Here is a 26,991-nt window from a genome sequence, read left to right on the forward strand (position 1 = left end):
CCACCGGTCGGCGACGAATGGGACATCCGGTTCGACAACGCCGAGGCGGCGAAGGGACCGCCCGGCGGGGCCGGCCGGGTGGGGGTGGGGGTCAGATGGGGCGGGCTTCGATGATGGAGATGGCCGCGGCGGTCTGGTGGACCTTCTCCAGGGCGAAGCCGGCCTGGGCGAGGAGTTCGGCGTACTGCTCGGGGGTGCGTTCCTTGCCGCCGACCAGCAGCATCAGCCACAGGTCGATCAGCTTCGCGGAGTGCGGGCTGTTGCCCGGGGTGGGGACCATCTCCATCAGGAGGACCTTGCCGCTTCCGCCGCCGATGGCCGTGCGGACGTTGCGGAGGATCTCCAGGGCCTGGCCCTCCGGCCAGTCGTGGACGATGTGCTTCAGGAGGTACGCGTCCCCGCCGGACGGCGGTACGTCGAACAGGCCCCGGTTCTCCACCGCGCAGCGGTCGGCGACCCCGGCCCCGGCGAGGAACTCCTGGGCGCCGTTGGTGTCCACCCGGGGGTCGACGAGGATGCCGCGGCTGTTCGGGGCCTTCTCCAGGATGCCGGCCAGCAGACCGCCCTGGCCGCCGCAGAAGTCGACGATGGTGGCGTACTTGGAGAAGTCGTACGCGGACACCAGCGGCAGGGTCTCGGTGACCGACATGCCGCCCATGCCCCGGGTGAACACCTCCCCGTACTCGGCGTTGAGCTCCAGGTACTCGAAGGCGCCCATGCCGCGCCGCTTGGGGAGGCTGGCCTCGCCGCTGCGGACCGCGTCCACCAGGTAGGCCCAGTCCTCCCAGTGGGTGGGGTGGCCCATCAGGATCGCGGTGTCCCGCATGGACATCGGGACGTCCGAGCGGAGTGCGCTGCCCATGGGGGTGAGCGCGAACCGGCCGTCCTTCTGCTCGGTGAATATCGAGTAGCTGGCGAGCAGCCGCAGCAGCCGGTAGAGGGACTCGGGGTGGGCGTCGAGTTCGGCGGCCAGCTGGTCGACGGTCAGCGGGCCGTCCGCGAGGGCGTCGGCGACGTTGAGTTCGGCGGCCGCGTAGATGGCCTGGGTGACCATGGAGCCCTGGGCGAGTTCCAGCAGCGCGAACGGGGCGGGCGCGAGCTTGCGCGTCAGGCTCTGCAGACCCGACCGCACCCCTTCTACGGTGCGGACGACGCGCGGGGGTGGCAATGCGGGCATGAGATCTCCTCGGGAGCCGGCCGACAATCCTGCTGACAGCGTGGATCCGGCCGCATGGAAACGTCTCGGGCCGGGCTCGATCGCGCCTTGAGAACGGGACTCGGCACGGCCGGGCGGCGGCATGCCGGAGTTACCGTTTCGTCCCGCGGACCGGGATCGAACATCGAGTTCGAGCCAGTCGTTGCCGTCCGCGTCCCCCGCGAAGCGCCGATGTGCCCTGGAGGCCGGCCCATGAAGCGTCATACGGATGGAACGGATGGACCCAGGACCGGGGTGTGGCTGATCGGGGCGCGCGGTTCCGTGGCCACCACGGTGGTCGCCGGGTGTGCCGCGCTTTCCGCCGGACTGTGGCCGGCGGCCGGGATGGTCACCGGCACCGCGGCGTTCGAGGGGGCCGGGCTGCCGCCGCTGGACGCGCTGGTGTTCGGCGGGCACGACACGGCGGCCGGACCGCTGCCGAAGCGGGCCGAGGAACTGGCCGCGGGCGGGGTCCTGCCGTACGGGCTGCCGGCGGCCGTCCACCGGGAACTCGTGGAAGCGGACGCGGAGATACGCCCGGGCGGGCCCCTCCCGGACGACGGCCGGACGGACGAGGAGCTGATCGGGGCGTTCGCCGCGGACATCGCGGACTTCGTGCGGCGGCGCGGGCTGGCGCGGGCGGTGGTGGTCAACGTGGCCTCCACCGAACCGGTCCCGGACGGCGGGGAGCGGTGGCCGGCCAGTTCGCTGTACGCGGCGGCGGCGCTGCGGGCCGGCTGCGGATACGTCAACTTCACCCCGTCGGCGGGGCTGCGGCATCCCGCCCTGGCGGCGGCGGCCGCCGCATCCGGGCTTCCGTACGCCGGCCGGGACGGCAAGACCGGGCAGACCCTGCTGCGTTCGGTGCTGGCCCCGATGTTCGCGCAGCGGGAGCTGCGGGTGCGGGCCTGGTCGGGCACCAACCTGCTGGGCGGCGGGGACGGGGCGGCGCTCAGCGAGCCCGCCGCGGCGGCCGCGAAGAACGCCGGGAAGAACCGGGTGCTGGAGGACGCGCTGGGCGGACTCCCGGAGGGCGCCACGCACATCGACGAGGTTCCGGCACTGGGCGACTGGAAGACCGCCTGGGACCACGTCGCCTTCGAGGGCTTCCTCGGCACCCGGATGGTCCTCCAGACCACCTGGCAGGGCTGCGACTCGGCGCTGGCCGCACCGCTGGTGCTGGACCTGGCCCGGCTGCTGGCCCGCGCCCACGAGGCGGGACTGGCCGGTCCGCGCCCGGAACTCGGCTTCTACTTCAAGGACCCGGACGGTACGGGCGCCTCCCTGGCCCACCAGTACGAGGAACTCCTCGGCCTCGCCGCACTGCTGCGGAACCCCGCGTGAGCGGCGGCGGCGTGCGCCGGACCGGGGGCGGCGGGTCCGGCACCGGCCGGGCCTGGGCGGAACTGCTGCGGGTGTCCGCGCTGTTCACGGTGCCCGGGGACGCGCTGGCCGGCGCGGCCGCGGCCGGGGTGCGGCCCGGCGCGCGCACCGGGCTGGCGGTCGGCGCCTCCCTCTGCCTGTACGAGGCGGGGATGGCCCTCAACGACTGGGCGGACCGGGAGGAGGACGCGGTGGAACGCCCCGGCCGGCCCATCCCCTCGGGCCGGATCCGGCCCGAGGCCGCGCTGGCCGCCGCCTCCGCGCTCACGGCGGCCGGGCTGGGGCTCGCGGCCTGCGCGGGCCGCCGGGCGGCCGGAGTGGCGGGGGTCCTGGCCGGCGCGGTGTGGGCGTACGACCTGGGCCTGAAGCACACCAAGGCGGGCCCGGCGGCCATGGCGGCGGCCCGTTCCCTGGACCTGCTGCTGGGCGCGGCGGCGGCCGCACCGCCGTCCGGGCTGCGGCGCGCCCTGCCCTCGGCGCTGGTGCTGGGCGGGCACACCTACGCGGTGACCTCGGTGTCCCGGCGCGAGACCCAGGGCGACGCCCCGCTGACGGCGCTGGCCGCACTGGGCTGCACCCTCGCCCTGGCCGTCCTGACGGCCCGCCGCGCCGGGGCCGCCCGGCCGACCGGTGGTCCGGCCGGTCCGGCCGCCTGCCGCGGGCTCAACAGCCCCCGGGGCACGGCCGTGGCGGCCACGGTCCGGGCGTGGCCGGCCGTCGGCCGGGCCGCTCGGGACGGCGTGCGGGCCGCGGCGCTGCCGGCGGGTGCGGGGCCGCGGGGCACGCTGGCGGGCCCGGCCACCGTCCGGGCCGCCCTGGGCGGCTTCCGGAGCGGGGCCGTCAGGCGGGGTGACGCGTACCGCGTACGGACCCTGACGGACACCGCGCTGGCGGGTGCCTGGCGGCTGACCGGCAGCCGGGGCCTGGCGGCGCTGGCGGGCTTCGGGCTGGCCGGTCTGGCGGCCGCCGGCACGCGCCCCGCCCACCCCGCCCACCCGGGGCCGTCGGCCGCCGGGGCCCCGGAGACCCGGGCGCTCGCCGGGGCACTGGCCGGGGTCGGGCTGGCCGGACTGTACGCGGGCACGGCCGGGCGCCCGCTGGCGCACGCCGTGCTCAACCCCTCGCCGCCGCTGACCCAGCGGGCCGTCGGCGGCGGCATCCGGGCCATGATCCCGCTCCAGGCGGCGCTCGCCGCCCGGGCCGGGGCCCCGGGGACCGCGCTGGCCCTGGTCGGCCTGGTGCCGGTGGCCCGCCGACTGGCCCGGAAGGTGAGCCCCACATGAGTCGTGAGCCGCACGTGAGTCGTGAGCTCCACGTGAGCGCCGTTCCCGCCGCGCGGCCCGGCCCGACCGGCCTGGTGCCCGGACGGGCCGGGCTCCGGTCCCGGTCACGCGCCGCCGGGCTCCGCCCGGGCCGGCCCGCCGCCCGGTACACCGCGGGCCGTCCGGCCCCTCGGCCCGGTCCGGCTCCTTGTCCCGCCCCGGGCAGCCGCACGGCCCGACGCCCCCTCCGGCCGGGCGGTGTTGCCGCCCGGGTCACCGGGGCCCCGGCCCGTACCCACGCCCGCACCTCCCGGAAGGCGGACCGCCGATGAGCCCCCGGTTCGGCTACGGCACCAACGGACTGACCGATCTGCGGCTGGACGACGCCCTCGCCCTGCTCGCCGACCTCGGCTACGACGGGGTCGGACTGACCCTCGACCACATGCACCTCGACCCGATGGCCCCCGGCCTGGCCGCCCGCACCCGGGTGGTGGCACGGCGGCTGGAGCGGCTCGGGCTCGGGGTGACCGTGGAGACCGGCGCCCGCTACGTCCTGGACCCGCGCAGCAAGCACGGGCCCTCCCTGCTCGATCCGGACCCGGAGCTCCGCGCGGTACGGGCCGGACTGCTGGTCCGCGCCGTGCGGGTGGCCGCCGACCTCGGCGCGCACGCCGTGCACTGCTTCAGCGGGGTGCTGCCCGGGGGCCGGGACGCGGAGACCGCCTGGAAGGACCTGGCGCACGCCCTCGGGCCGGTCCTGGACGTGGCCGAGCGGATCGGGGTACCGGTCGCCGTGGAACCGGAGCCGGGCCATCTCCTCGCCACCCTCGACGACTTCCACCGGCTGCGGACCGAGCTCGGCGCTCCCCCGGTGCTCGGGCTGACCCTCGACATCGGGCACTGCCAGTGCCTGGAGGAGCTGTCGCCCGCGGACTGCGTACGGGCCGCCGCGCCCTGGCTGCGGCACGTGCAGATCGAGGACATGCGGCGCGGGGTGCACGAGCACCTGCCGTTCGGCGAGGGGGAGATCGACTTCCCGCCGGTGCTGGCCGCCCTGGACGAGGTCGGCTACCGCGGGCTGGCCGTGGTCGAACTGCCCCGCCACTCCCATGCCGGGCCCGAACTCGCCGCCCGGTCCCTGCGGTTCCTGCGCGACGGAGGCCACCGATGACCCGCCCCGACACCGAAGCCCCCGCCGGGACCGCAGCCGCCGCCGAAGCCACCGCCGAGCGCTGGCTGGCGGAAGCCGTGGCGGCGGCCCGCGACGGCGCGCCCGGCTGGGAGGCCCGGTTCGCCGAGGCAGGCCGGCGCTGCGGCGGCCCCGGCGGCCCGGCCTCACCGGCCGCCGACCGCGCCCGGGTCCGGCTGCTGGCCGCCGCCCGCCCCGACCCCGCCACCACCGCCCGCCTCTACCGGCAGGGCACCGCCGCCGAACGCCGGGCCGTGCTGCTGGCGCTGCCCGCCCTCGCCCCGGCCGCCGAGGACGGGCTGCCACTGGTCGAGGACGCGCTGCGGACCAACGACACCCGGCTGGTGGCAGCCGCCGTCGGCCCGTACGCCGCCGCGCACCTGCCCCCGCACGCCTGGCGGCACGCCGTACTGAAGTGCCTGTTCACCGCCGTCCCGGTGGACGCGGTCGCCGACCTCGCCCGCCGGGCCGCCGGGGACGCGGAACTGGCCCGGATGCTCGACGGGCAGGCCGCCGAGCGGACCGCCGCCGGCCGCCCGGTCCCCGCGGACCTCCACCGCGTACGCAATCTGACCCGAGAGGCGGCGCCGGCCTGATGCGCATCTTCGACCCGCACATCCACATGACCTCCCGCACCACCGACGACTACGAGGCGATGCACGCGGCCGGCGTCCGGGCCCTCGTCGAGCCCGCCTTCTGGCTCGGCCAGCCCCGGACCTCCCCGGAGTCCTTCCTCGACTACTTCGACGGACTGCTCGGCTGGGAGCCCTACCGGGCCGCCCAGTACGGCATCGCCCACCACTGCGCCATCGCCCTCAACCCCAAGGAGGCGAACGACCCCCGCTGTGTCCCGGTCCTCGCCGAACTCCCCCGCTACCTGGCCAAGGACGGGGTCGTCGCGGTCGGCGAGATCGGCTACGACGCGATGACCCCCGCCGAGGACTCCGCGCTGGCCGCCCAGCTGGAACTGGCCGCCGCGCACGGCCTGCCCGCCCTGGTCCACACCCCGCACCGGGACAAGCTCGCCGGACTGCGCCGGACCGTGGACGTGGTGCGGGAGTCCGACCTGGACCCCGGCCGGGTGGTCCTGGACCACCTCAACGAGACCACGGTCGCCGAGGCCAAGGACGCCGGCTGCTGGCTGGGCTTCTCCGTCTACCCCGACACCAAGATGGACGAGGACCGGATGGTGGTCCTGATGAAGGAGTACGGACCGGAGAAGGTGCTGGTCAACTCGGCCGCCGACTGGGGCCGCAGCGATCCGCTGAAGACCCGGGCGGTCGGCGAGGCGATGCTGGCCGCCGGCTTCGACGAGGACACCGTGGACCTGGTGCTGTGGCGCAACCCGGTCGCCTTCTACGGGCTGAGCGGCCGACTGCACCCCGAACCGGTCCTCCTCGGCACCGGCGCCACGGACACCACCGGTGGCACCGACGGCCCGCCCGCCCTGCACGAGGGCAACTCGATCCTCCGCGGCGGGGAATGACCGATGCGCTTCCGCCACCCCGACGGGTCCACCGTGCACCTGGCCTACTGCACCAACGTGCACCCCGCCGAGACCCTCGACGGGGTGCTGGCCCAGCTCCGCGAGCACTGCGAGCCGGTCCGCCACCGGCTCGGACTGGACCGGCTCGGCATCGGCCTCTGGCTTGCCCGGGACGCGGTCGGCGCGCTCCGCGCCTCCCCGGCGGCCCTGCGGGCCCTCCGGTCCGAACTGGCGGTCCGCGGCCTGGAGGTGGTCACCCTCAACGGGTTCCCGTACCAGGGGTTCGGCGCCGAACGGGTCAAGTACCGGGTGTACCGGCCGGACTGGACCGAACCCGCCCGCCTCGCGCACACCGCGGACCTGGCGGTGCTGCTGGCCGGGCTCATGCCGGAGGACGCCGGGCACGGCACCGTCTCCACGCTGCCGCTGGCCTGGCGCACCCCCTACGACACCGATCCGGCGGCCGCCGGGGCCGCCCGGGCCGCCCTGGTCCGGCTGGCCGCCCGGCTGGACGCCCTGGAGGAGGACACCGGCCGGTCCGTCCGCATCGGGCTGGAGCCCGAACCGGGCTGCACCGTGGAGACCACCGCCGACGCCCTCGCCCCGCTGGCCGCGATCGGCTCCGGCCGGATCGGCCTCTGCCTGGACACCTGCCACCTCGCCACCTCCTTCGAGGAACCCGCCGCCGCCCTGGCGGGCCTCGCGGCGGCCGGCATACCGGTCCACAAGGCGCAGCTGTCGGCGGCCCTGCACGCCGAACGGCCGGACCTGCCGGAGGTGCGGGCCGCCCTCGCCGGCTACGCCGAGCCCCGGTTCCTCCACCAGACCCGTACCCGCACCCCGGACGGCCGGCTGCACGGCACCGACGACCTCGCCGAAGCCCTCGCCGGAGGCACCCTCCCGGACACCGCCCCCTGGCGCTCGCACTTCCACATGCCGCTGCACTCCGCCCCCGAACCGCCGCTGGCCACCACCCTGCCGGTGCTCCGCGACACCCTGGCCGGCCTCCTCGGCGGGGACACCGCCCGCACCCACCACCTGGAGGTGGAGACGTACACCTGGCAGGCGCTGCCGCCCGCCCTGCGCCCCACCGGCCCGGCCGGACTGGCCGACGGCATCGCCGCCGAACTGGCGCTGGCCCGCGACCTCCTCACCGACCTGGGACTCAAGGAGCTGACATGAGCGACCCCACCGGCGCCCCCACCCCGCTGCTGGTCCTGGACGTGGTCGGGCTGACCCCCCGGCTGCTGGAGCGGATGCCGCACCTGCGGGAGCTGGCCGCCCGCGGGTCGAGCGCCGAGCTGGGCACCGTACTGCCCGCCGTGACCTGCTCCGCGCAGGCCACGTTCCTGACCGGGGCCCCGCCGAGCGGGCACGGGATCGTCGGCAACGGCTGGTACTTCCGCGAGCTGGGCGAGGTCATGCTGTGGCGGCAGCACAACGGGCTGGTCGGCGGGGACAAGGTGTGGGACGCGGCCCGCCGCGCCCGCCCCGGGTACACGGTCGCGAACATCTGCTGGTGGTACGCGATGGGCGCGGACACCGACATCACCGTCACCCCCCGCCCGGTCTACTACGCGGACGGCCGCAAGGAGGCCGACTGCTACACCCGGCCGGCCGCCCTCCACGAGGAGCTGGAGGAACGCTTCGGGACCTTCCCGCTGTTCGACTTCTGGGGGCCGCGGGCCGGCCTGCCGTCCTCCCGCTGGATCGTGGACGCGACCCGGCACGTGATGGCCTCCCGCGACCCCGACCTGACCCTGTGCTACCTGCCGCACCTGGACTACGACCTCCAGCGGTTCGGCCCCGACGACCCGCGGGCGCACCGGGCCGCCGCCGAACTCGACCGGATCCTGGCCCCGCTGCTGGCGGACGCCCGACGGTCCGGGCGGACGGTCGTCGCCCTGTCCGAGTACGGCATCACCCGGGTGTCCCGGCCGGTGGACGTCAACCGGGCGCTGCGCCGGGCCGGGCTGCTGGAGGTGCACGTCCAGGACGGGATGGAGTACCTCGACCCGGGCGCCTCCCGGGCCTTCGCGGTGGCCGACCACCAGATCGCCCACGTGTACGTGCGGCGCCCGGAGGACCTGCCGGAGGTGCGGGAGGTGCTGGCCGGGCTGCCCGGGGTGGACCTGCTGCTGGACGAGGCGGGGAAGAAGGAGCACGGGCTGGACCATCCCCGGTCCGGGGAGCTGGTGGCGGTCGCCGAGCCGGACGCCTGGTTCACGTACTACTACTGGCTGGACGACTCCCGGGCACCGGACTTCGCCCGGCTCGTCGACATCCACCGCAAGCCCGGCTACGACCCGGCCGAGCTGTTCATGGACCCGCACGACCCGTACGTGAAGGTGCGGGCGGCGCGGGCGCTGGCCCGGAAGAAGCTCGGGATGCGCTACCGGATGGCCGTGGTGCCGCTCGACCCGGCGCCGGTGCGCGGAAGCCACGGCCGGCTGCCCGCGGACCCGGCCGAGGGGCCCGTGCTGGTCTGCTCCGAGCCCGGCGCGGTCACCGCCCCGGTCCCGGCGACCGGGGTCAAGGCACTGCTGCTGAGGCTGGCCGGGCTGGCGGATCCGGACCCGGCGGGCCCCGCGGATGAGTCGCCCGCAGCCAGGATTCCGGCCGGGCTCCACCAGAACTGACCAGGCTTCTGGATGACCCAGGGACATCGGTCTGCCCATCGATCTGCACAAGGAGTCCGAACATGGCGAGGGAAGCGATAGTCGTCGGCGCGGGTCCGGTCGGGCTGATGCTCGCCGGCGAACTCAAGCTCGGTGGCGTGGACGTCGCCCTGTACGACAAGCTGCCCGCACCCAGTGGCGAGTCCCGCGGCCTGGGCTTCACCGGCCGGACCGCCGAGGTGTTCCAGCAGCGTGGACTGCTGTCCCGGATCGGCGAGTTCCGGTGGGGGCAGCACGGCCACTTCGGCGGGGTCCGGATCAACTTCGACGCCCTGGAGGAGAGCCACTACGGGGTGATGGGCCTGGCCCAGTCCCGGACCGAGGAGATGCTCGGCGGCTGGCTGGCCGAGCTCGGGGTCCCGGTGATCCGGGGACACGAGCTGACCGGCTTCCGGGAGACCGCGGACGGGATCACCGCCGAGTTCGAGGGTCCCGACGGTCAGGTCGAGGAGACCGCGCACTACCTGGTGGGCTGTGACGGCGGCCGGAGCACCGTCCGCGCGCTCGCCGGGATCGCCTTCCCCGGCGAGGAGGCCACCCGCGCCATGTACCTGGCCGACGTGGTCGGCGGGAACGTCCGGCCGCGGCCGATCGGCGAGCGGATCCCCGGCGGCGGCATGGTGCTGTCGGTGTCCACCAAGCCGGGCACCGACCGGATCGTGGTCCACGAGCCGGGGGTCCGGCCGCACCACGGCGAGGGCGAACTCACCTACACCGAGGTCGCCGACGCCTGGCTGCGGCTGACCGGCGAGGAGATCCACGGGGCGGCCGCCAGCTGGATGTGCGCCCTCACCAACGCCCAGGGGCAGGCCGAGGAGTACCGGCGCGGCCGGGTCTTCCTCGCCGGGGACGCCGCCCACGACCACGCCCCGATGGGCGCCCAGGGCGTCAGCGTCGGCCTCCAGGACGCCGTCAACCTGGGCTGGAAGATGGCCGCGGACATCCGCGGCTGGGCCCCCGAGGGCCTCCTCGACACGTACCAGTCCGAGCGGCACCCGGTGGGCCGCAAGCTGCTCCGCAACACCCTCGCCCAGTCGCTGCTGTACCTGAGCGGCGAGGAGATGGAGCCGATGCGGGCCGTCATGCGCGAGCTGGTGCAGATCCCGGAGGCCGCCCGGCACCTGGCCGGCGAGGTCAGTGGCCTGGACATCCGCTACGAGGTCGGCGCCACCGGCCACCCGCAGCTGGGCCTGCGCGTGGAGCCCACCCTGGAGCTGGACCTCGCCGACGGCTCCGGCCGCACCACCGTCGCCGAACTCCTGCACGCGGGCCGCGGCGTCCTCGTCACCGGCCCCGGACACGGCGCGGAGCGGGAACTGGCGGCCGGCTGGGCCGACCGCGTCGACTCGGTCACCGGCGCCTGGACGCGCACCGAGACCTCCGGAGGACAGCCCGTGCCGGAGGCCGTCCTGATCCGCCCCGACGGGCACGCCGTGTGGGCCGCCCCCTCGGGCGGCGACCTGTCGGACGCCCTGAAGGCCTGGTTCGGGTCCGCCTGACCCGGCCGCCGCACGGCCCGGACCCCCGGTCCGGGCCGCCCCAAGCCGGTCCGGACCCTGAACCGGGCCGCGCCCCCGGCCCGGTGCCCGCCCCGCCCCCGGGCGGACACCGGGCCGGGGATCCCCCGTGCCCCCAACGTCCCCGGAGGGACAGTCATGACCGTTCTCGTCACCGGAAGCCGCGGCAAGGTCGGCTCCCACCTCATCGGCCTGCTGCACGCCCAGGGCGCCCGGGTCCGCGCCGGTTCCGCCGACCCGTCGAAGCTGAGCCTGCCGGCCGGCGTCGAGTCCGTACCCCTCGCCCTGGACGACGCCTCCGGGTTCCCGGCCGCGCTGGCCGGCGTCGAATCGGTGTTCCTGTACTGCGAGCCCGCACAGGTCGACGCGTTCGTGAAGGAGGCCGAGAAGGCCGGGGTCCGACACGTGGTGATCATGTCCTCGGACGCGGTGCTGCTGCCCGACGCCGCCGACAACTGCATCGCCGCCCCGCACCTGCGGGTGGAGCAGGCCTTCGAGGGCACCTCCATCACCACCACCCCGCTGCGCTGCGGGGCCCTCGCCGGCAACGCGCTGCCGTGGGCCTGGGCGCTGCGCGCCGGCGGCACGGTCAACCTGCCCTTCCCGGGCAGCTACGCCGACCCGGTCAACGAGAAGGACATCGCCGAGGCCGCGTTCGCCGCGCTGACCAAGCCGCACTTCCAGGGCCGCTCGTACCACCTGACCGGCCCGGAGGCGCTGACCTTCGCCGAGCAGGTCCGGATCGTGGAGGCGGCCGCCGGCCGCAACGTGCCGGTCCGGGTGGTCACCCCCGAGGCGTGGAAGGCGGCCCGGGCCGGCTACATCCCGGCGGACATCGCCGACCAGCTGCTGGTGCTGTGGGCGCAGGACACCGAGCCGCTGAAGCTCACCGGGGACATCGAGGAGCTGACCGGCCACCCGGGGCGCACGTTCGCCGACTGGGCGAAGGAGAACGCGGACGTGTTCCGCGGCTGACAGACCGTACGAGCGGGGAAGACGGAACGAAGGGAACAGCCCGAGATGTCGGTGGAACTGGACGTGAACGGAGTGTCGGCCGAGCCGGAAGGCCTGACCGACGAAGAGCTGGCGCGCTCTCTGGACGGAGAGTTCCACAGCAGACACGTGGACCTGCCCGGTGTGCGGCTGCACTACGTGGAGGGCGGCGAGGGCGAGCCGGTGTTCCTGCTGCCCGGCTGGCCGCAGACCTGGTGGGAGTTCCACAAGATCATGCCGGCGCTGGCCGAGCGCTACCGGGTGATCGCGGTCGACCTGCGCGGGATGGGCGGCTCCGGCCGCCCGGACAGCGGCTACGACAAGAAGACCATGGCCGGCGACATCCTGGGGTTGGCCAACAAGCTCGGCTACCGGCAGATCAACCTGGTCGGGCACGACATCGGCGCGATGGTGGCCTACAGCTTCGCCGCCAACCACCCGGCGGCGATCAACCGGCTGGCGCTCCTCGACGTGGTGCACCCCGACGAGAGCCGCTACGACATGCCGCTGATCCCCCGTCCGGACCGCGGCTTCAACATGTGGTGGTGGGCCTTCAACCAGGTGCCGGAACTGCCCGAGAAGCTGATCGAGGGCCGGATGCGGCACCTGATCGACTGGCTGTTCGACAACTCCCTGGTCGACCGGTCCTCCATCTCCCCCTTCGACCGCGCCGTCTACGCCCGCGCCTACGACGCGCCGGAGGCCATCCGCGCGACCAACCGCTGGTACCAGGCCTTCCACCAGGACATCGAGGACATCAAGTCCTACGGCAAGTTCGGGGTGCCGCTGCTGGGCATCGCCTCGCCCGTCAGCCACGACCAGTTCCAGCGGCTGCTGCCCGGCCTGGCCCCCGACGTACGGGTGGTGAAGGTGGACCGGGCACTGCACTGGATCCCCGAGGAGCAGCCGGAGCTGGTCCTCCGGGCGCTGACCGAATTCTTTGGCTGATCAGTCTTCACCTACCTGTACGAGGAGAGCGAGCCCATGGGCAAGGACGTAATAGTCGTCGGGGCGGGACCGGTCGGGCTGATGCTCGCCGGCGAGATCCGGCTCGGCGGCGCGGACGTCGCCGTGTACGAGAAGCTGCCGGCGCCGAGCGGCGAATCGCGCGGGGTGGGCTTCACCAAGCGCGCCGCCGAGGTCTTCGACCAGCGCGGGCTCCTCGCCCGGTTCGGCGAGGTCGAGTACGCGCAGGGCCACTTCGGCGGCGTGCGCATCGACTTCTCCAAGCTGGAGGACAACCACTACAGCGTGCGCGGCATCCCGCAGTTCCGGACCGAGGAGCTCCTGGAGGGCTGGGTCCGCGAACTCGGGGTGACCGTCCACCGCAACCACGAGGTCACCGGCTTCGAGGAGACCCCCGACGGGGTGGTCGTCAGCTACCAGGGCCCCGACGGACCCGGCACCGAGACCGCCTCCTACCTGGTGGGCTGCGACGGCGCCCGCAGCATCGTCCGCAAACTGGCCGGAATCGACTTCCCCGGCTGGGACGCCACCCGAGGCATGTACATGGCCGACCTGCTCGGGGCGAACATCCGGCAGCGCCCGATCGGCGAACGGGTCCCCGGCGGCATGGTCATGGCCTTCAACCTGGAGGACGGGGTCGACCGGATCGTCATCCACGACGAGAACCTCCGCCCGCAGGACAAGAGCAAGCTGTCCTTCCAGGAGATCGCCGACGCCTGGCAGCGGATGACCGGCGAGTCCGTGCACGGCGCCGAGGTCCGCTGGGTCAGCGCCTTCACCGACACCACCCGGCAGGCCGCCGAATACCGCCGCGGCCGGGTCTTCCTGGTCGGCGACGCCACCCACATCCACATGCCGGCCGGAGCCCAGGGCATGAGCGTCGGCGTCCAGGACGCCGCCAACCTCGGCTGGAAACTGGCCGCCGCCGTCGCCGGCTGGGCCCCCGAGGGACTCCTCGACACCTTCCAGTCCGAACGCCACCCGGTCGGCGAGGGCCTGATGCGCAACACCCGCGCCCAGACCCGGCTCTACCTCACCGGCGAGGAGATGGAACCGATGCGCGCGGTGATGCGCGAACTGGTCGAGATCCCCGAGGTGGCCCGCCATCTGGCCGGTCTGGTCAGCGGCATCGACATCCGCTACGAGACGGGCGGTTCCGGCCACCCGCTGCTCGGCCTCCGGCTGCCCGACCTCGCCCTGGAGACCGCCGACGGCACCGCCACCCGGGTCGCCGAACTCCTGCACACCGCCCGCGGGGTCCTGATCGTGACCGGCGGCACCGCGGCCGACCCGGCCGTCCGGGAGGCCGCCGCCGACTGGGCCGCGCGCGTCGACCTGATCGAGGCCGTCTGGGACCCGGCGGGCACCGTCCCCGGCGGTCCCCCGCCGGCCGCGGTGCTGCTCCGGCCCGACGGACACGTGGCCTGGGCGGCACCCGACGGAGGCGATCTTCGAGAAGCCCTCGAATCCTGGTTCGGCCCTGGTCGAGGGGCACTTGAGGGCGCCTCCGCAGGCTCGAAGACCGCCGTAGTGTGAACGGGACCGGCGCTCCGCCGGGTTGCGCGGACGGCCATGAGCACCGCGAGAGACACGGAGTGACGAGCCGCTGAACCCCCGGGAGCTCCCCGGGGGACAGCACCTCGGCCGCCCCTCCGTGAGGGCACTCTCGCCGCGTCCGGCACCCGGCGGGGCGGGAGTGCCCGCCGTCGACGGCGGGCAGGGGACCACGGCAATCGGGAGAGCCATGAGCGGCACCTTCAAGCACGACATGACCATGATGTTCGTCATCCACGACGCCCTGCGCCGCGAGCTGGACCAGGTGGCCCGGATCGCCGCCAAGGCCGGCGACGACCCGCGCGAACTGCTGCGCACCGCGGCCGGCTGGGAGATGTTCAAGAGCTACCTGCACGTCCACCACGGCGCCGAGGACGAGGCCCTGTGGCCGGCCGTCCGCGAGGCGCTCGCCGGACGCCCGGACGACCTCGCGGTGATCGACGCGATGGAGGCCGAACACGCCACCATCGACCCGCTGCTGGACGCGGTCGACGCCACCCTCGCCGACCCGAACGGGGCCGACCGCCTCGCCGACGTCGTCGACGCCCTCGTCTCCGGGCTGGGCGGGCACCTCAAGCACGAGGAGGCCGACGGCCTCCCCCTGTTCGACGCCGTCGCCACCCCGCAGCTGCTGATGGCCTTCGGTCAGGCGCACACCAAGCGGATCGGCCCGGACAGCCCCCGCTACCTCCCCTGGCTGCTCGACGGGGCCTCCGAGTCCGCCTCCGAGCAGGTCCTGCGGGTCCTGCCGGAGCAGGCCCGGGCGGCGTACCACGGCGCATGGGTCCCGGCCTACGCGGCCAGCGACCGCTGGAGCGTCGGCTGACCGCCGACCACCCCGCCGGGCGGCCCGGTCACCGCGGATGTCCCGCGGTGGCCGGGCCGCTCCCGTATGCACCCGCACCACACCCTTACCGCCGCACACCCCGCACACCCCGCACATCCCACGGAGCACACGCGTGAACGAGGAACGAGAGAGGACCAGCGGATGAGCAACGCCACCCCGCGCGTCGCGGTCATCGGTGCCGGCATCGGCGGGCTGGCCGCCGCCATGATGCTGCGCCGCGCCGGACTCCACGTGGACGTCTACGAACAGGCCCCGGCCCTCCCCGACACCGGCGCCGCACTCCACCTCCCGCCCAACGCCGGCCGGCTGCTGCACCGGCTCGGACTCGGCGCCCGGCTGCGGCAGGTCGCCGTACGGCCGGAAGCCCTGGAGGTCCGGCAGTGGGACACCGGCCGGGTGCTCGACCGCCGGCCCCTGGACGACGGCGCGGACCCCGGACCCGGCAGCCCGCACCACACCGTTCACCGGGCCGACCTCCAGCGCCTCCTCGGCGAGCAGCTGCCCGCCGGCCACCTCCACCTCGGACACCGCTGCACCGGCTTCGCCGAGGACGAGGACGGGGTCCGCCTCGACTTCGCCGACGGCAGCAGCCGCCGGGCCGACGTCCTCGTCGCCGCCGACGGCACCCACTCCACGGTCCGCCGCGCCCTGACCGGACCCGAACGCCCGGCCTGGTCGGGCACCGCCGCCCTGCACGCGGTGGTGCCCGCCGAAGCGGTCCCGGGCCTGGCCGCCGACACCGTCTTCGCCTGGACCGGCACCCGGGAACGGCTGTTCGCCGCCCCGGTGCGGTCCGGCCGCGAACTGTCCTTCGTCGCCCTCGTCCCCGACCCCGCCGACCAGGGCGAGTCCTGGACCCGGTCGGCCGACCGGGAGACCCTCGCCCGGCACCTCGACGGCTGGGAACCCGCCGTGCTCGACCTGGTCGCGGCCGTCACCGAAGCCGGCCACTGGTCCCTCTACGACCGGGAACCCCTCCCCCGCTGGAGCACCGCCCGCACCACCCTGCTCGGCGACGCCGCCCACCCGCTGCCCCCGCACCACGGCCAGAGCGCCGGCCAGGCCCTGGAGGACGCGGTCGCCCTGGCCTCCTGCCTGTCCCGCCAGCCGGCCGGCCCGGACCGGATCGCCACCGCCCTGCGCCGCTACGAGGAACTCCGCCGCCCGCACACCGCGCGGATCCGCGCCGAGGCCCCGGCCGGACGGCCCGCCGACTCCCCGTCCCAGGGCCCCTCCTGGATCCACCGCTACGACGTGGACGAGGCCCTCTCCGACCCCGGCCCGGCCGCCGACTGGGCGGTGGCCAACCCCGGCGCCCGGATGTACGAGGAGTTCCTCGCGGTCCACGCGGTGCTCCGCCGGGGCACCGAGATGGTCGCGGAGGGCTTCGAGCACCTGGCGGACGGCCGGCCCGTCGGGGTGGCGGCACTCGCCGACACCACCCAGTGGCTGATCGAGTTCACCCACCACCACCACATCAGCGAGGACGACCTGTTCTGGCCGGTCCTGCGCGAGCTGTACCCGGAGGCGGGCCCCCGGTTCGACACCCTGGCCCACGAGCACGACGAACTCAACGGCGAACTCGACGCCCTGGAAGCCGCCCTGCGCCGGCTGACCGCCCCCGGCACCGGCGAGGCCGCCGCCCGGACCGCCGCCCGGGACGGCGCCCTCGCCGCCCGCCGGGTGCAGAAGGTCCTCGGCGACCACCTCGACACCGAGGAACCGGTGGTCCAGGGCCTGTTCCCCGGGGTCGAGGGCGACGAGATCGACCGGCTCCGCAAGGCCATCACCGAAGGCGGCCCGCGCACCGGCGCCCACCTGGTCTTCGGCCTCCTGGAGGACCCGGTGATCGCCCGCGGCTACGACCTGATGGTGGAGAACTTCCCCCCGGCCGCCCGCGCGATGCGCCCCCAGCTCCTCGACCGGTTCCGCCAGACCCTCCGGGAGCTGCACCTGGCCGAATGACCCACAGGGGTCCCCCGGGCCCGCGGCACCTCCCCCACGACGGGACCGACGGGCCGCCGCATGCGATCCCTGAGCGCCTGCTGAGCGCCTGCTGAGCGGCTCCTGAGCCGCTCAGGAGGCGCTCGTGAGGCGCTCTAGTCGGCTGAACCAGGCTTGATCTCGGACGGAGAGCGGCCCTGACCGGGCCGTGCCCCCTGGGCGCCCGGGACTCCGGCCGACGCGTGGATGGCACACCCGATACGGACCTGGAGAGTGACCATGACCAGCCGGCAGCTCGACGTCTGCCTGATCGGCGCCGGACCACGAGGGCTCTCCGTTCTCGAACGGATCTGCGCCCACGCCGCCGCCCGGGGGGACCAGGGCCCCCTCACCGTCCATGTGGTCGACGACTGCCCGCCGGGCCCCGGACAGGTGTGGCGCACGGACCAGTCCGAGCACCTCCTGATGAACACCGTGGCCAGCCAGGTGACCATGTTCACGGACGAGAGCGTGACCCTGAAGGGGCCGCTCTCCCCCGGTCCCAGCCTCTACGAATGGGCGCGCTTCCTGACCCTGATGGGCCCCGTCGAGGACTGGGGGCACGGCGAGGCCGTCCTCGCCGAGGCCCGGGCCCTCGGCCCGGACTCCTATCCGACCCGGGCCTTCTACGGGCACTACCTGGAATGGGTGTTCAGACGGGTGGTCAAAACCGCCCCGGACCGCATCCGCACGGTGGTGCACCGGGCCCGCGCGGTCACCCTGGACGACGACCCGGTGGCCGGCACGCAGAGCGTCCGGCTCTCCGACGGCACCCTGCTGGACGGACTGCGGGCCGTGGTGCTCGCGCAGGGCCACCTGCCGGTGCGCAGCTCCGCCCGGCAGCGCGAACGGGCCGCGTTCGCCGCCCGGCACGGACTGACCTACGTCACCCCGGCCAACCCGGCGGACGCGGACCTGTCGGCGGTCCGCCCCGGCGAGACGGTGGCGCTGCTCGGACTGGGACTCAACTTCTTCGACCACATGGCCCTGTTCACCCTGGGCCGGGGCGGCCGCTTCGAGCGCCGCGACGGCCGGCTGGCCTACGTGGCCTCCGGGCTGGAGCCGAAGCTGGTGGCCGGCTCCCGGCGCGGGATGCCCTTCCACTCCCGGGGCGAGAACCAGAAGGGCGCGCACGGCCGGCACATACCGGCCCTGCTGACCCCGCGGACCGTGGAGCAGCTGCGCGACCGGGGCCGGCAGGAGGGCGGTCTGGACTTCCGCCGGGACCTGTGGCCGCTGATCGCCAAGGAGACCGAGACCATCTACTACGCGGGGCTGCTGGCGGAGGCGGGCCGGCCCGCCGAGGCGGACGCGCTGCGCGCCGCCTATCTCGCGGTGCCGCCGGGAAGCTTCCTGGAGCAGGAGCTGCTGGCCGGGGCGGGGATCGGCGAGGAGCTGCGCTGGGACTGGGCGCGGATCGCCCACCCCTACCAGGGGCTGGAGTTCGCCGGGCCGGACGCCTTCCGGGGCTGGCTGCTGGACCACCTCCGGGAGGACGTGACGGCGGCCCGGGCCGGGAACCTGGACGGGCCGCTGAAGTCGGCGCTGGACGCGCTGCGGGACCTGCGCAACGAGATCCGGCTGATCGTCGACCACGGCGGTCTGACGGGCGGTTCGTACCGGGACGACCTGGACGGCTGGTACACGCCGCTGAACGCGTTCCTGTCGATCGGCCCGCCGGCCAGCCGGATCGAGGAGGCCGTCGCGCTGATCGAGGCGGACGTGCTGCGGGTGCTGGGCCCGGAGGCCCGGCTGCTGCCGCCGCAGGACGCGGACGCCGCGTTCCTGGTGGAGTCCGCGCTGGTGCCGGGCTCGCGGGTGGCGGCGACCACGCTGATCGAGGCGCGGCTGCCGGAGATCGACCTGCGGTCCACCGCGGACCCGCTGCTGCGGCATCTGCTGGACACCGGCCAGTGCCGGCCGTACGTGCTCCCGGGGCCGGGTCTGGACACCCACGAGACGGGCGGGGTGGAGGTCACCCGGGCACCGTTCCACCTGGTGGACTCGGCGGGCCGGGCGCACCCGCGCCGGTTCGCGTACGGGGTGCCGACCGAGTCGGTGCACTGGGTGACGGCGGCGGGCATCCGGCCGGGGGTGGACTCGGTGACCCTCCAGGACTCGGACGCGATCGCGGGCGCGGTGCTGGAGCTGGTCTCGGGCGAGGAGGCGGCCCGGCTGCCCGAGAAGGAGCTGGTCCGTTGACGTACGAGATCCCGCGGGCCGACCGGGCCCGGCTGTCCGCGCTGGCGGAGCTGTCGGGGCTGTCCGACAGCGGACTGCTCAGCCCGGTGCGGGCCGGCACCCGGGCGGAGGCGGCCACCGCGGACGAGGCGTGGCTGCAGGCGATGCTGGACGCCGAGGCAGCCCTGGTACGGGCCCAGGCCGCGGTCGGTACGGTCCCGGCCGAGGCGGCCCGGGTGATCACCGGCCTGGCCCGGCGGGAGAACCTGGACCTGCTGGCGGTGGCCCGGGGCAGCCGGGAGACCGCCAATCCGGTGGTGGGCCTGGTGCGGGAGTTCACCGCGGTGGTGGCCCGGCAGTCGCCGAGCGCCGCCGAGTTCGTGCACCGGGGGTCGACCAGCCAGGACATCTTCGACACGGCGGCGATGCTGGTGGCGGCCCGGGTGCTGGAGCCGCTGGTGGCCGACCTGGACGCGGTGGCGGCGGCGCTGCGCGGGCTGGCGGCCGGACACCGGGACACCGTGCTGGCGGGCCGGACCCTGGCCCTGCACGCGGTGCCGACCACCTTCGGGCTGAAGGCGGCGGGCTGGCTGCTGCCGGTGGAGGCGGCCGCGGAGCGGTTGCGGCGGCTCCGGGCGACCGGGCTCCCGGTGCAGCTGGGCGGGGCGGCGGGCACGCTGGCCGGCTATCTGGAATACGCCGGAGAGGCCGATCCGGGGGGCTATGCGGCGGAGTTGGCGGAACGGTTCGCCGCCGAATGCGGGCTGTCCGCGCCCGAGCTGCCCTGGCATGCCGCCCGCACCCCGATCGCGGCGCTCGGCGCCGAACTGGCCCTGGCCACGGGGGTCCTGGGGAAGATCGCGGTGGATGTGCAGTCGATGGCCCGGACCGAGGTGGCGGAGGTCTGCGAACCGGCGGTGGCCGGCCGCGGGGTGTCCTCCGCGATGCCGCACAAACGGAATCCCGTGCTGGCCACCCTGATCCGGTCGGCGGCCCTCCAGGTGCCCGCCCAGGCGGGGGTGCTGGCGCAGGCGATGCTGTCGGAGGACGAGCGGTCGGCGGGCGCCTGGCACGCGGAGTGGCAGCCGCTGCGGGAATGCCTGCGACTGGCCGGCGGGGCCGCGGAGACGGCCCGTGAGCTCGCCGAGGGCCTGGTCGTCCGTCCGGAGCGGATGCGGGCGAACCTGGAGCTGACCGGCGGGCTGGTGGTGACCGAGCGTCTGGCGGCGGTGCTGGCCCCGGCACTGGGCAAGACGGCGGCCAAGGAGCTGATGAGCGGGGCCTCGGCGGAGTCCGCCCGGACCGGGCGGCCGCTGGCGGAGGTACTGGCCGGCTCCGAGCTGCTGGGCCGGCACTTCGGGGCCGGGGAGCTGGCCGGCCTGCTCGACCCGGCCGGGTACACGGGCGCGGCGGGGGCGCTGACCGACGCGGTGCTCAAGCGGTGACGGGCGGGCGGGCGGTCCGCCGACCGCCCGGGCCCGGCCCCGGTCAGTTCCAGGCGGCGCCGGCCATCTGCCGGGTGGCCACATTGATCCGGTTCCAGACGTTGACCGTGGCGATGGAGAGGATGAGGGCGGCCAGCTGCTCCTCGTCGTAGTGCCGGGCGGCCTCCTCGTAGACGGCGTCCGGGACCGGGTCGCTGGTGTCGGCGACCCGGGTGACGGCCTCGGCCAGGGCCAGGGCGGCGCGTTCGGCGTCGGTGAAGTAGGGGGTGTCGCGCCAGCCGGCGACCGCGTGGATCCGCTCGTCGGTCTCGCCGAGCTTCTTGGCGATCTTCGGGTGCATGTCCAGACAGACCCCGCAGGAGTTGATCTGGCTGGCCCGGATGTGGGCGAGCTCCAGGGTCCGCTCGCTGATCCCGGTCTTGACCACGGCCTTGCCGATGGCGAGCAGGGCGGGCATGGCGCCGGGAACGACCGTGGCGGGATTTCCCATACGAGCAGTCATGTCAGTGATCCTCCGGTTTGGTGGGCAGGTGCCCGTTTCGGTCCGTCACAGCAATGACGGATCGGGGACCGGTGATGTGACCGTGCCGGGGAAGTTTTTCTACCGGGGCGGGGGCGCCCGGGAGCGGACACGGGGCGTGCGCCGCCGCCCGCGCGCCCCCGCCTCTCCCGTCTCCCCCTTCACCCGCTTCACTCGCCTGACCGGGTCCCCTCAGGAAACGAGCAGGCGGAGGCCCAGATCGGCCGAGTCGAGGTGAGTGAGCCCGCCGTGGCGCTCGCCCCACCGGCCGGAGCCGAGGTCGCCGGCGAGCGAGGGGAATCCGGCGAGAACGCCGGCGAACTCGGGCAGGTAGTCGCGAGTGAGCCATGGCACCGACTGTGCGGCCTGACACCACGTGAGGGTCAAGGGCCGCACCGCCGGTGCCGGGAAGCCGTGGCCGCGGCCGCGCGGGGTCAGCGTGCGGTGCGGCCGCCGTCCACCGGGACGGTGGCCCCGGTGAGGTAGGAGGCGCGGTCGCTGCACAGCCAGGCCGCGGCCTCGGCGATCTCCTCGGTGGCCGCGAGGCGGCGGACCATGGACTTGGCCGCCATGGCGGGTTCCCGGGTGAGGTCCTCGTCCAGGTACTCGGCGAGCATGTCGGTGCGGGTGGCTCCGGTGGCGAGGGCGTTGACCCGGATGCCCCGGCCGCCGTACTCGTTGGCGGCGGCCTTGGTCAGACCGATCACCGCGTGCTTGGCCGCGATGTAGGGGGCTCCGGCGACGGTGGCGACCAGTCCGGCGGTGCTGCTGTTGTTGACGATGGCACCGCCGCCGCCCTCCAGCATCGCCGTGATCTCCGCCTGGAGGCAGTTCCACACCCCGCGCACATTGGTGTCCATGACCCCGTCGTAGACCTCTTCGGACATCAGGTGCAGCGGTTCGGGCAGTGCGGCCAGGCCGGCGTTGTTGAAGGCGGCGTGCAGACCGCCGAAGGCCTCGGTGGCCGCGGCCACCGCCCGGGCCGCGTCGGACCGCAGCCGGACGTCCGCGAGGACGTACTGGGCGCGGTGGCCGGCCCGGGTGAGTTCCTCGGTGAGCTCGGCGAGCTCCTTCTCCCGGCGGGCGACCAGGGTCACGGCGGCGCCCTCCCGGCAGAAGACCCGGGCGGCGGCGGCGCCGATCCCGGTGCTGGCGCCGGTGATCAGAGCCGATTTCCCGTTCAGCATGCGGCCTCTCCAGTCACCCGTGTCACAACTGCGTTCGACTCTAGACGGCGGTGGGGGTGCCGGTGACGGTGGCCTCGAAGATCAGGTTGCCGTGCTGGTGGCCGGTGACCCGTACGGTCCTGGTGCCGGACGGGCCGCCGGGCAGCAGCCGGGCGTCGATCCGGCACTCCGCGTCGAGCTCCGCGTAGTTGTGGAAGGTGCTGCTGATCGCGGAGGGCACGAACCCGCCCGCGGCGGGCAGCCGGACGCAGGCGGCCTGCCGGGCGGCCTCGATCAGGACCATGCCCGGGTGGTGGTCGTTGGCGTGCTCGAAGAGGATCGGGTGGCCGAGGTCGGGGCTCAGGAGCCACTGGTCGGGGTGGTCGGTTGCGGCGAGAACCACGTCGAAGGGGAGCAGCCGGCCGGCGGCGGCCGCCGGGATGGGGGCGGTGCGCGGCAGCGGCTTCAGCTCCGATCCGGGTCCGTGGTTCCCGCGGAGTCTGCGGTAGACGGCAGGCGGGACGCAGCTGAAGGTGGCGCTGCCGGTGGCCGCGACCCGCCCGTTGCGGCGTATGACCACCTCCAGCAGCCCGGAGAACTTGCTGCCCTTCCAGGCGAAGTCGGTGCAGGTGGCGATGAGTTCCAGTTCGGAGGGGTCGCTGCCGATGCGGAGTTCGGCCGGGTCGGTGCTGAACCCCAGGCTCCAGAGGAGGACGTTGTGGCCGAGCGGGACCCCGTACTCCGCGTGGCAGAGGAACAGTCCGACCTGGCGGATGGTCTCGCCGGCCTGGACCGGGTCGTGGCTGGTGCCGTCCGGGCTGACGAAGAAGGTGTGGGCGCGGGGCCACTGGCCGGTGAGGGCGAAGGTGTCGTCCCCGATCCGTTCGTAGCCCGTCAGGAAGACCTCGGCCAGCGAACTGCGGTGCACGTACTCCCGGGGGACCGTGGTCGTCAGGCTCGGGTGCTCGTTGCAGCGCGTCCAGGGCGCCGTCGTCGCGGATAACGGGACGGAAGTGACGGACCGGGCGTTCTGTTCGAACGTGAGCAGGGTCATGGACTTCTCCACAGAGCCGGATCGACGGATGAGGGGCTTCTGACACGCAAGATACGTACTCTCCGGTTTTGTTTGCAAGGTGCCAATGCCGCGCTCTTGTCTCGGCTGCCCCTGGCGTCACCTGTGAGCCTGCTGTCCCGTCAGGTCCCATTCCCAGCCCACCCCGACCAGCGATGATCCCCGAATCCGGGGGTCGTCCGAGGGGGCTTTCGCCCAAGTGGGAAGCGGGCTTCCGCTCTGTTCGTCCGGATCTGGCCCGGAGTCGGATTCAGGCCGGTGGCTTGGGCCCGACGGGCCGGTAACACGCCGCGCCACCTGGGTCGGTATCGGTGGCAAGGGCGCGGCGAAGCTGCCAGAATTGGCTCCGCCGCCGGTAATGGAAGAACCGGCCAGGCGGTTTGTAATAGGGATCCGAGGTGTTCGGTTCCTTGACCGCCAGAGCAGGAGATGTCCTGATGCTCCGTCAATGCCCGATATCGATAGATCCGCTAGGGCGTAACATCCACGCCGAAGCGGGTCTGCTCAGGGAGCGTGGTCCGATCGTCCCGGTCACCCTCCCCGGGGGAGTGCCCGGCTGGGCCGTGGCGGGCTCCGAGGCCCTCCGCGGACTGCTGGCCGACCCCCGGCGGGTCTCCAAGGACGCCTACCGGCACTGGCGGGCCTGGATCGAGGGCGAGGTCACGCATAGCTGGCCGCTGTCCATCTGGGTCTCCGTGCAGAACATGATCACCGCGTACGGGGAGGAGCACACCCGGCTGCGCAAGCCCGTGGTGACGGCGTTCAGCCCCCGCCGGGTGGCCGCCCTGCGGCCGCAAATCGAGGCCGTCTCCGCGGAGGCCCTGGACCGGCTCGGCGCACTCGCCCCCGACGAGGTGGTGGACCTGCGGGCGCACTACGCCCATGTGGTGCCCACCCGGGTGATGTTCGAGCTCTTCGGGATCCCCGAGCGCTCCTGGGCCATGCTCCACAAGATCATCAACGGGTTCTTCGACACCGGTCTGTCCGTCGAGGAGGCCCGGCAGAACTCGGTGGACCTGTACGAGACCATGACCGACCTGGTCGCCTACAAGCGCTCCCACCCCGGCGACGACCTGACCAGCGCGCTGATCGGGACCCGGGACGAGCAGGACGGCGCCCGGCTGAGCGAGAAGGAGCTCACCGACAACCTGATCCTGCTGTTCACCGCCGGGTACGAGACCTCGGTCAACCTGATCTCCAGCGCGGTGGACCTGCTGCTGCGCCACCCCTCCCAGCTGGAACTGGTCCGGTCCGGGGCGGCCGCCTGGGAGGACGTGGTGGAGGAGACGCTGCGGCTGGAGCCGCCGGCCGCCAACGGCTTCCTCCGGTTCGCCGTGGAGGACATCGAGATCGGCGGCGGGGTGATCCCGAAGGGGGACCCGTTCGTGGTGTCCTTCGCCTCCGCCGGCCGGGACCCGGCCGTGCACGGCACCGACGCGGACCGTTTCGACATCACCCGGGCGACCCGGGGCGATCACATGGCCTTCGGGTTCGGGGTCCACTACTGCCTCGGAGCCACCCTCGCCCGGGTGGAGGCGGCCGTGAGTCTGGCCGCACTCTTCGACCGGTTCCCGGAGGTGTCCCCGGTCGGCTGCCCGGCCGAGCGCCCCCGCATCGAATCCTTCATCTCCAACGGTCTGAGCGAACTGCCCGTCCGTCTGGGCAAGTCCGCCGTCTGAGTCCGGAGGTGTCCGGAGAGTGCGCCCGGACACCTTCGGCGCTCGACGACCGCCGGAGGCTTTGTCAACTCCCGCTTGATAAGATACGGACCTTCTGGTTGGTTTTGCTGAGGGGTGTGGATCCTGTAGGGGGACACGCCGGCGGCTGAAGACTTTCGGAGGCACCGTGGCACGGCAGGAGCGTGCGGTCCGTACGCGTCGCGCGATCTTGGAGGCGGCCGCGGCGGTCTTCGACGAGCGCGGCTACGAGGCTGCGACCATCGCGGACATCCTCGCCCGCGCAGGGGTCACCAAGGGGGCCCTGTACTTCCACTTCGCCTCCAAGCGGGAACTGGCCCAAGGGGTGCTGGACGAGCAGTTCGCCGAGGGCGGGGTGCCCAGCCGGGACAGCAAGCTGCAGGAACTCGTGGACGTCGCCCTGCTGCTGGCGTACCGGATGAAGCGGGACCCCATGCTCAGCGCCGGCGCCCGGCTCTCGCTCGGCCCCGACATGCGCGAGATCTTCGGCGGCGGTTCGGTGCCGGGCTGGATCGACTTCACCGAGCAACTGCTGGCCCGGGCCAAGGCCCAGGGCGAACTCCTCCCCCATGTCGACCCGGCCGAGACGGCCTGGATCATCTCCGCCTGCTGGACCGGGGCCCAGATCTACTCCCAGACCCTGAACGGCCGCGAGGACATCGAGGAGCGGATCTGCGGGGTCTACCAGCACATCTGCCCCAGCATCGCGACCCCCGCGGTGCTCGCCAGGCTGATCATCACCCCGGAGCGCGGGGCCCAGGTGGCCGCTGAAATCGACGAGGCGGAAGCTGCCACGGCGGCAGCGGTCTGAACAGACCGCTCCGTCGGTTACGGACTCCCCGTTCCCGAGCACCACACCCGCCCCGACCAGCCATGATTCCCCAAGTCCCTTGATAGAGGCGGTTCCTGACGACCCATCGTGAGCTCATCGTCACGATAAACAGCACGACCGGTTTGGTATTGACAAACCGATGGTGCTGTTTTCTACTGAGCTCGGCGAGGGCCATCCACGGACACGGGGAGTACGGCGTGGACATCTCAGTACTGGGTGCACTGGCGGTGCGTGAGAACGGGGTCTCCATCACGCCCACCGCTCCCAAGCCGCGACAGGTGCTGGCACTGCTGGCCCTGCACGCCGACCAGGTCGTGCCGGTGGCCGCCCTGATAGAGGAACTCTGGGCCGGCGAACCACCCCGCAGCGCCCGCACCACCCTCCAGACCTACGTGCTCCAGTTACGGGCACTCATCACCACGGCCCTGGAGGCCGGCGGCGAGGACGAACGGCGCACCGCCAAGGACGTCCTGGTCACCCTCCCCGGCGGATACCTGCTCGCCAGCAACGGCGGCGCCAGCGACGTCCGGGAGTTCGACCGGCTCGCCGGCATGGGCTACCGGGCCATGGACGCCGGGGACTTCCCCGGAGCCGCACGCCTCCTCCGCGAGGCCCTCTCCCTCTGGAGCGGAGCCGCCTTCGCCGACGTGTACGGCGGAGCGCAACTGGAGATGGAGACCCGGCGCCTCGAAGAGACCCGGCTCTGCGCCCTCGACCAGCGCATCGAGGCCGACATGCGCCTCGGACGCCACCGCGAACTGCTCGCCGAGCTGACCGTGCTCGCCAGCCGCTACCGCACCCACGAGAACCTGCACGGCCAGTTCATGCTCGCCCTGCACCGGTCCGGACGCCGCGGCGAAGCCCTCGACGTCTACCAGCGGCTCCGGGGCACCCTGGTCCGCGAGCTCGGACTGGAACCCTCCACCGCGCTCCGCAGACTCCAGCGGTCGATCCTCATGTCCGGTCCCGAGCACCCCGTCGAGCCCGCCGAGGCCGGAGCGGACCGACTCGCACGCGTGGGCTGA

23 protein-coding genes are annotated in these 26,991 nt (G+C 74.1%); 18 read left to right on the top strand and 5 right to left on the bottom strand.

Features of this window, described 5'->3' with window-relative positions:
* Positions 1 to 91: 91 nt before the first annotated feature.
* Positions 92 to 1,177 (bottom strand): methyltransferase, encoded by a 1,086-nt coding sequence (locus ACZ50K_RS31070; protein WP_468909159.1) that lies wholly within the window; start codon positions 1,175 to 1,177, stop codon positions 92 to 94.
* 231 nt (positions 1,178 to 1,408) lie between these two features.
* On the opposite strand from ACZ50K_RS31070, the gene ACZ50K_RS31075 reads away from it, so the two are divergent.
* From ACZ50K_RS31075 to ACZ50K_RS31145, 15 genes are all read left to right on the top strand, one after another.
* Positions 1,409 to 2,539 carry an inositol-3-phosphate synthase gene (locus ACZ50K_RS31075; protein WP_468909162.1) on the top strand — a complete coding sequence of 377 codons (1,131 nt, stop codon included), beginning with the start codon at positions 1,409 to 1,411 and terminating at the stop codon, positions 2,537 to 2,539.
* Positions 2,536 to 3,861: an SCO3242 family prenyltransferase gene (locus tag ACZ50K_RS31080; protein ID WP_468909165.1), complete on the top strand. Its 1,326-nt coding sequence runs from the start codon at positions 2,536 to 2,538 to the stop codon at positions 3,859 to 3,861. The genes ACZ50K_RS31075 and ACZ50K_RS31080 overlap by 4 nt, the downstream gene beginning before the upstream one ends.
* A 307-nt stretch (positions 3,862 to 4,168) precedes the next feature.
* Positions 4,169 to 5,011 carry a sugar phosphate isomerase/epimerase family protein gene (locus ACZ50K_RS31085; protein ID WP_468909167.1) on the top strand — a complete coding sequence of 281 codons (843 nt, stop codon included), beginning with the start codon at positions 4,169 to 4,171 and terminating at the stop codon, positions 5,009 to 5,011.
* Positions 5,008 to 5,625: an EboA domain-containing protein gene (locus ACZ50K_RS31090; protein ID WP_468909169.1), complete on the top strand. Its 618-nt coding sequence runs from the start codon at positions 5,008 to 5,010 to the stop codon at positions 5,623 to 5,625. Before ACZ50K_RS31085 ends, ACZ50K_RS31090 begins: the two co-directional genes overlap by 4 nt.
* Positions 5,625 to 6,515, top strand: coding sequence for a TatD family hydrolase (locus ACZ50K_RS31095; protein ID WP_468909172.1), 891 nt, complete (start codon positions 5,625 to 5,627; stop codon positions 6,513 to 6,515). The genes ACZ50K_RS31090 and ACZ50K_RS31095 overlap by 1 nt, the downstream gene beginning before the upstream one ends.
* A 3-nt stretch (positions 6,516 to 6,518) precedes the next feature.
* On the top strand, positions 6,519 to 7,697 hold the full coding sequence (eboE, locus tag ACZ50K_RS31100) for a metabolite traffic protein EboE (RefSeq protein ID WP_468909175.1): 1,179 nt from the start codon (positions 6,519 to 6,521) through the stop codon (positions 7,695 to 7,697).
* Complete coding sequence (locus tag ACZ50K_RS31105) at positions 7,694 to 9,154, top strand: nucleotide pyrophosphatase/phosphodiesterase family protein (RefSeq protein WP_468909178.1); 1,461 nt, start codon at positions 7,694 to 7,696, stop codon at positions 9,152 to 9,154. The genes eboE and ACZ50K_RS31105 overlap by 4 nt, the downstream gene beginning before the upstream one ends.
* Positions 9,155 to 9,216: 62 nt before the next feature.
* Positions 9,217 to 10,692: an FAD-dependent monooxygenase gene (locus ACZ50K_RS31110; RefSeq protein WP_468909180.1), complete on the top strand. Its 1,476-nt coding sequence runs from the start codon at positions 9,217 to 9,219 to the stop codon at positions 10,690 to 10,692.
* A gap of 156 nt (positions 10,693 to 10,848) precedes the next feature.
* Entirely contained in the window at positions 10,849 to 11,685 is an 837-nt protein-coding gene (locus tag ACZ50K_RS31115; protein ID WP_468909183.1) for an NAD(P)H-binding protein, read from the top strand.
* Positions 11,686 to 11,730: 45 nt separating this feature from the next.
* The gene (locus tag ACZ50K_RS31120) at positions 11,731 to 12,651 is read left to right on the top strand and encodes an alpha/beta fold hydrolase (protein ID WP_468909185.1); all 921 of its coding nucleotides are present in this window, start codon (positions 11,731 to 11,733) and stop codon (positions 12,649 to 12,651) included.
* A 36-nt stretch (positions 12,652 to 12,687) separates the two neighbouring features.
* Positions 12,688 to 14,205 (top strand): FAD-dependent monooxygenase, encoded by a 1,518-nt coding sequence (locus ACZ50K_RS31125; protein WP_468909187.1) that lies wholly within the window; start codon positions 12,688 to 12,690, stop codon positions 14,203 to 14,205.
* Positions 14,206 to 14,413: 208 nt separating this feature from the next.
* Positions 14,414 to 15,049: a hemerythrin domain-containing protein gene (locus ACZ50K_RS31130; protein ID WP_468909190.1), complete on the top strand. Its 636-nt coding sequence runs from the start codon at positions 14,414 to 14,416 to the stop codon at positions 15,047 to 15,049.
* Between the two features lie 162 nt (positions 15,050 to 15,211).
* On the top strand, positions 15,212 to 17,035 hold the full coding sequence (locus ACZ50K_RS31135; RefSeq protein WP_468909191.1) for an FAD-dependent monooxygenase: 1,824 nt from the start codon (positions 15,212 to 15,214) through the stop codon (positions 17,033 to 17,035).
* Between the two features lie 258 nt (positions 17,036 to 17,293).
* Entirely contained in the window at positions 17,294 to 19,255 is a 1,962-nt protein-coding gene (locus ACZ50K_RS31140) for an FAD/NAD(P)-binding protein (RefSeq protein ID WP_468909194.1), read from the top strand.
* A gap of 32 nt (positions 19,256 to 19,287) precedes the next feature.
* Positions 19,288 to 20,679, top strand: coding sequence for a nitrosuccinate lyase (locus ACZ50K_RS31145; RefSeq protein WP_468909344.1), 1,392 nt, complete (start codon positions 19,288 to 19,290; stop codon positions 20,677 to 20,679).
* A 43-nt stretch (positions 20,680 to 20,722) separates the two neighbouring features.
* On the opposite strand, the gene ACZ50K_RS31150 is transcribed toward ACZ50K_RS31145, so the two are convergent.
* The 4 genes from ACZ50K_RS31150 to ACZ50K_RS31165 all read right to left on the bottom strand — a co-directional run bounded on the left by ACZ50K_RS31150 (position 20,723) and on the right by ACZ50K_RS31165 (position 23,419).
* Positions 20,723 to 21,181, bottom strand: a complete 459-nt coding sequence (locus tag ACZ50K_RS31150; RefSeq protein WP_468909196.1) for a carboxymuconolactone decarboxylase family protein — start codon at positions 21,179 to 21,181, stop codon at positions 20,723 to 20,725.
* A gap of 210 nt (positions 21,182 to 21,391) precedes the next feature.
* On the bottom strand, positions 21,392 to 21,553 hold the full coding sequence (locus tag ACZ50K_RS31155; protein ID WP_468909354.1) for a hypothetical protein: 162 nt from the start codon (positions 21,551 to 21,553) through the stop codon (positions 21,392 to 21,394).
* Between the two features lie 80 nt (positions 21,554 to 21,633).
* Positions 21,634 to 22,386, bottom strand: a complete 753-nt coding sequence (locus tag ACZ50K_RS31160) for an SDR family NAD(P)-dependent oxidoreductase (RefSeq protein WP_468909199.1) — start codon at positions 22,384 to 22,386, stop codon at positions 21,634 to 21,636.
* A 40-nt stretch (positions 22,387 to 22,426) separates the two neighbouring features.
* Complete coding sequence (locus ACZ50K_RS31165; RefSeq protein ID WP_468909201.1) at positions 22,427 to 23,419, bottom strand: ScbA/BarX family gamma-butyrolactone biosynthesis protein; 993 nt, start codon at positions 23,417 to 23,419, stop codon at positions 22,427 to 22,429.
* A gap of 566 nt (positions 23,420 to 23,985) precedes the next feature.
* Between ACZ50K_RS31165 and ACZ50K_RS31170 the strand changes: the two genes are divergently transcribed.
* The 3 genes from ACZ50K_RS31170 to ACZ50K_RS31180 all read left to right on the top strand — a co-directional run bounded on the left by ACZ50K_RS31170 (position 23,986) and on the right by ACZ50K_RS31180 (position 26,991).
* Complete coding sequence (locus ACZ50K_RS31170) at positions 23,986 to 25,116, top strand: cytochrome P450 family protein (protein WP_468909203.1); 1,131 nt, start codon at positions 23,986 to 23,988, stop codon at positions 25,114 to 25,116.
* A 166-nt stretch (positions 25,117 to 25,282) separates the two neighbouring features.
* Positions 25,283 to 25,945: a ScbR family autoregulator-binding transcription factor gene (locus ACZ50K_RS31175; RefSeq protein ID WP_468909206.1), complete on the top strand. Its 663-nt coding sequence runs from the start codon at positions 25,283 to 25,285 to the stop codon at positions 25,943 to 25,945.
* 218 nt (positions 25,946 to 26,163) lie between these two features.
* Positions 26,164 to 26,991: an AfsR/SARP family transcriptional regulator gene (locus ACZ50K_RS31180; protein ID WP_468909209.1), complete on the top strand. Its 828-nt coding sequence runs from the start codon at positions 26,164 to 26,166 to the stop codon at positions 26,989 to 26,991.

Source organism: Streptomyces sp. NPDC033845, from assembly GCF_055576225.1.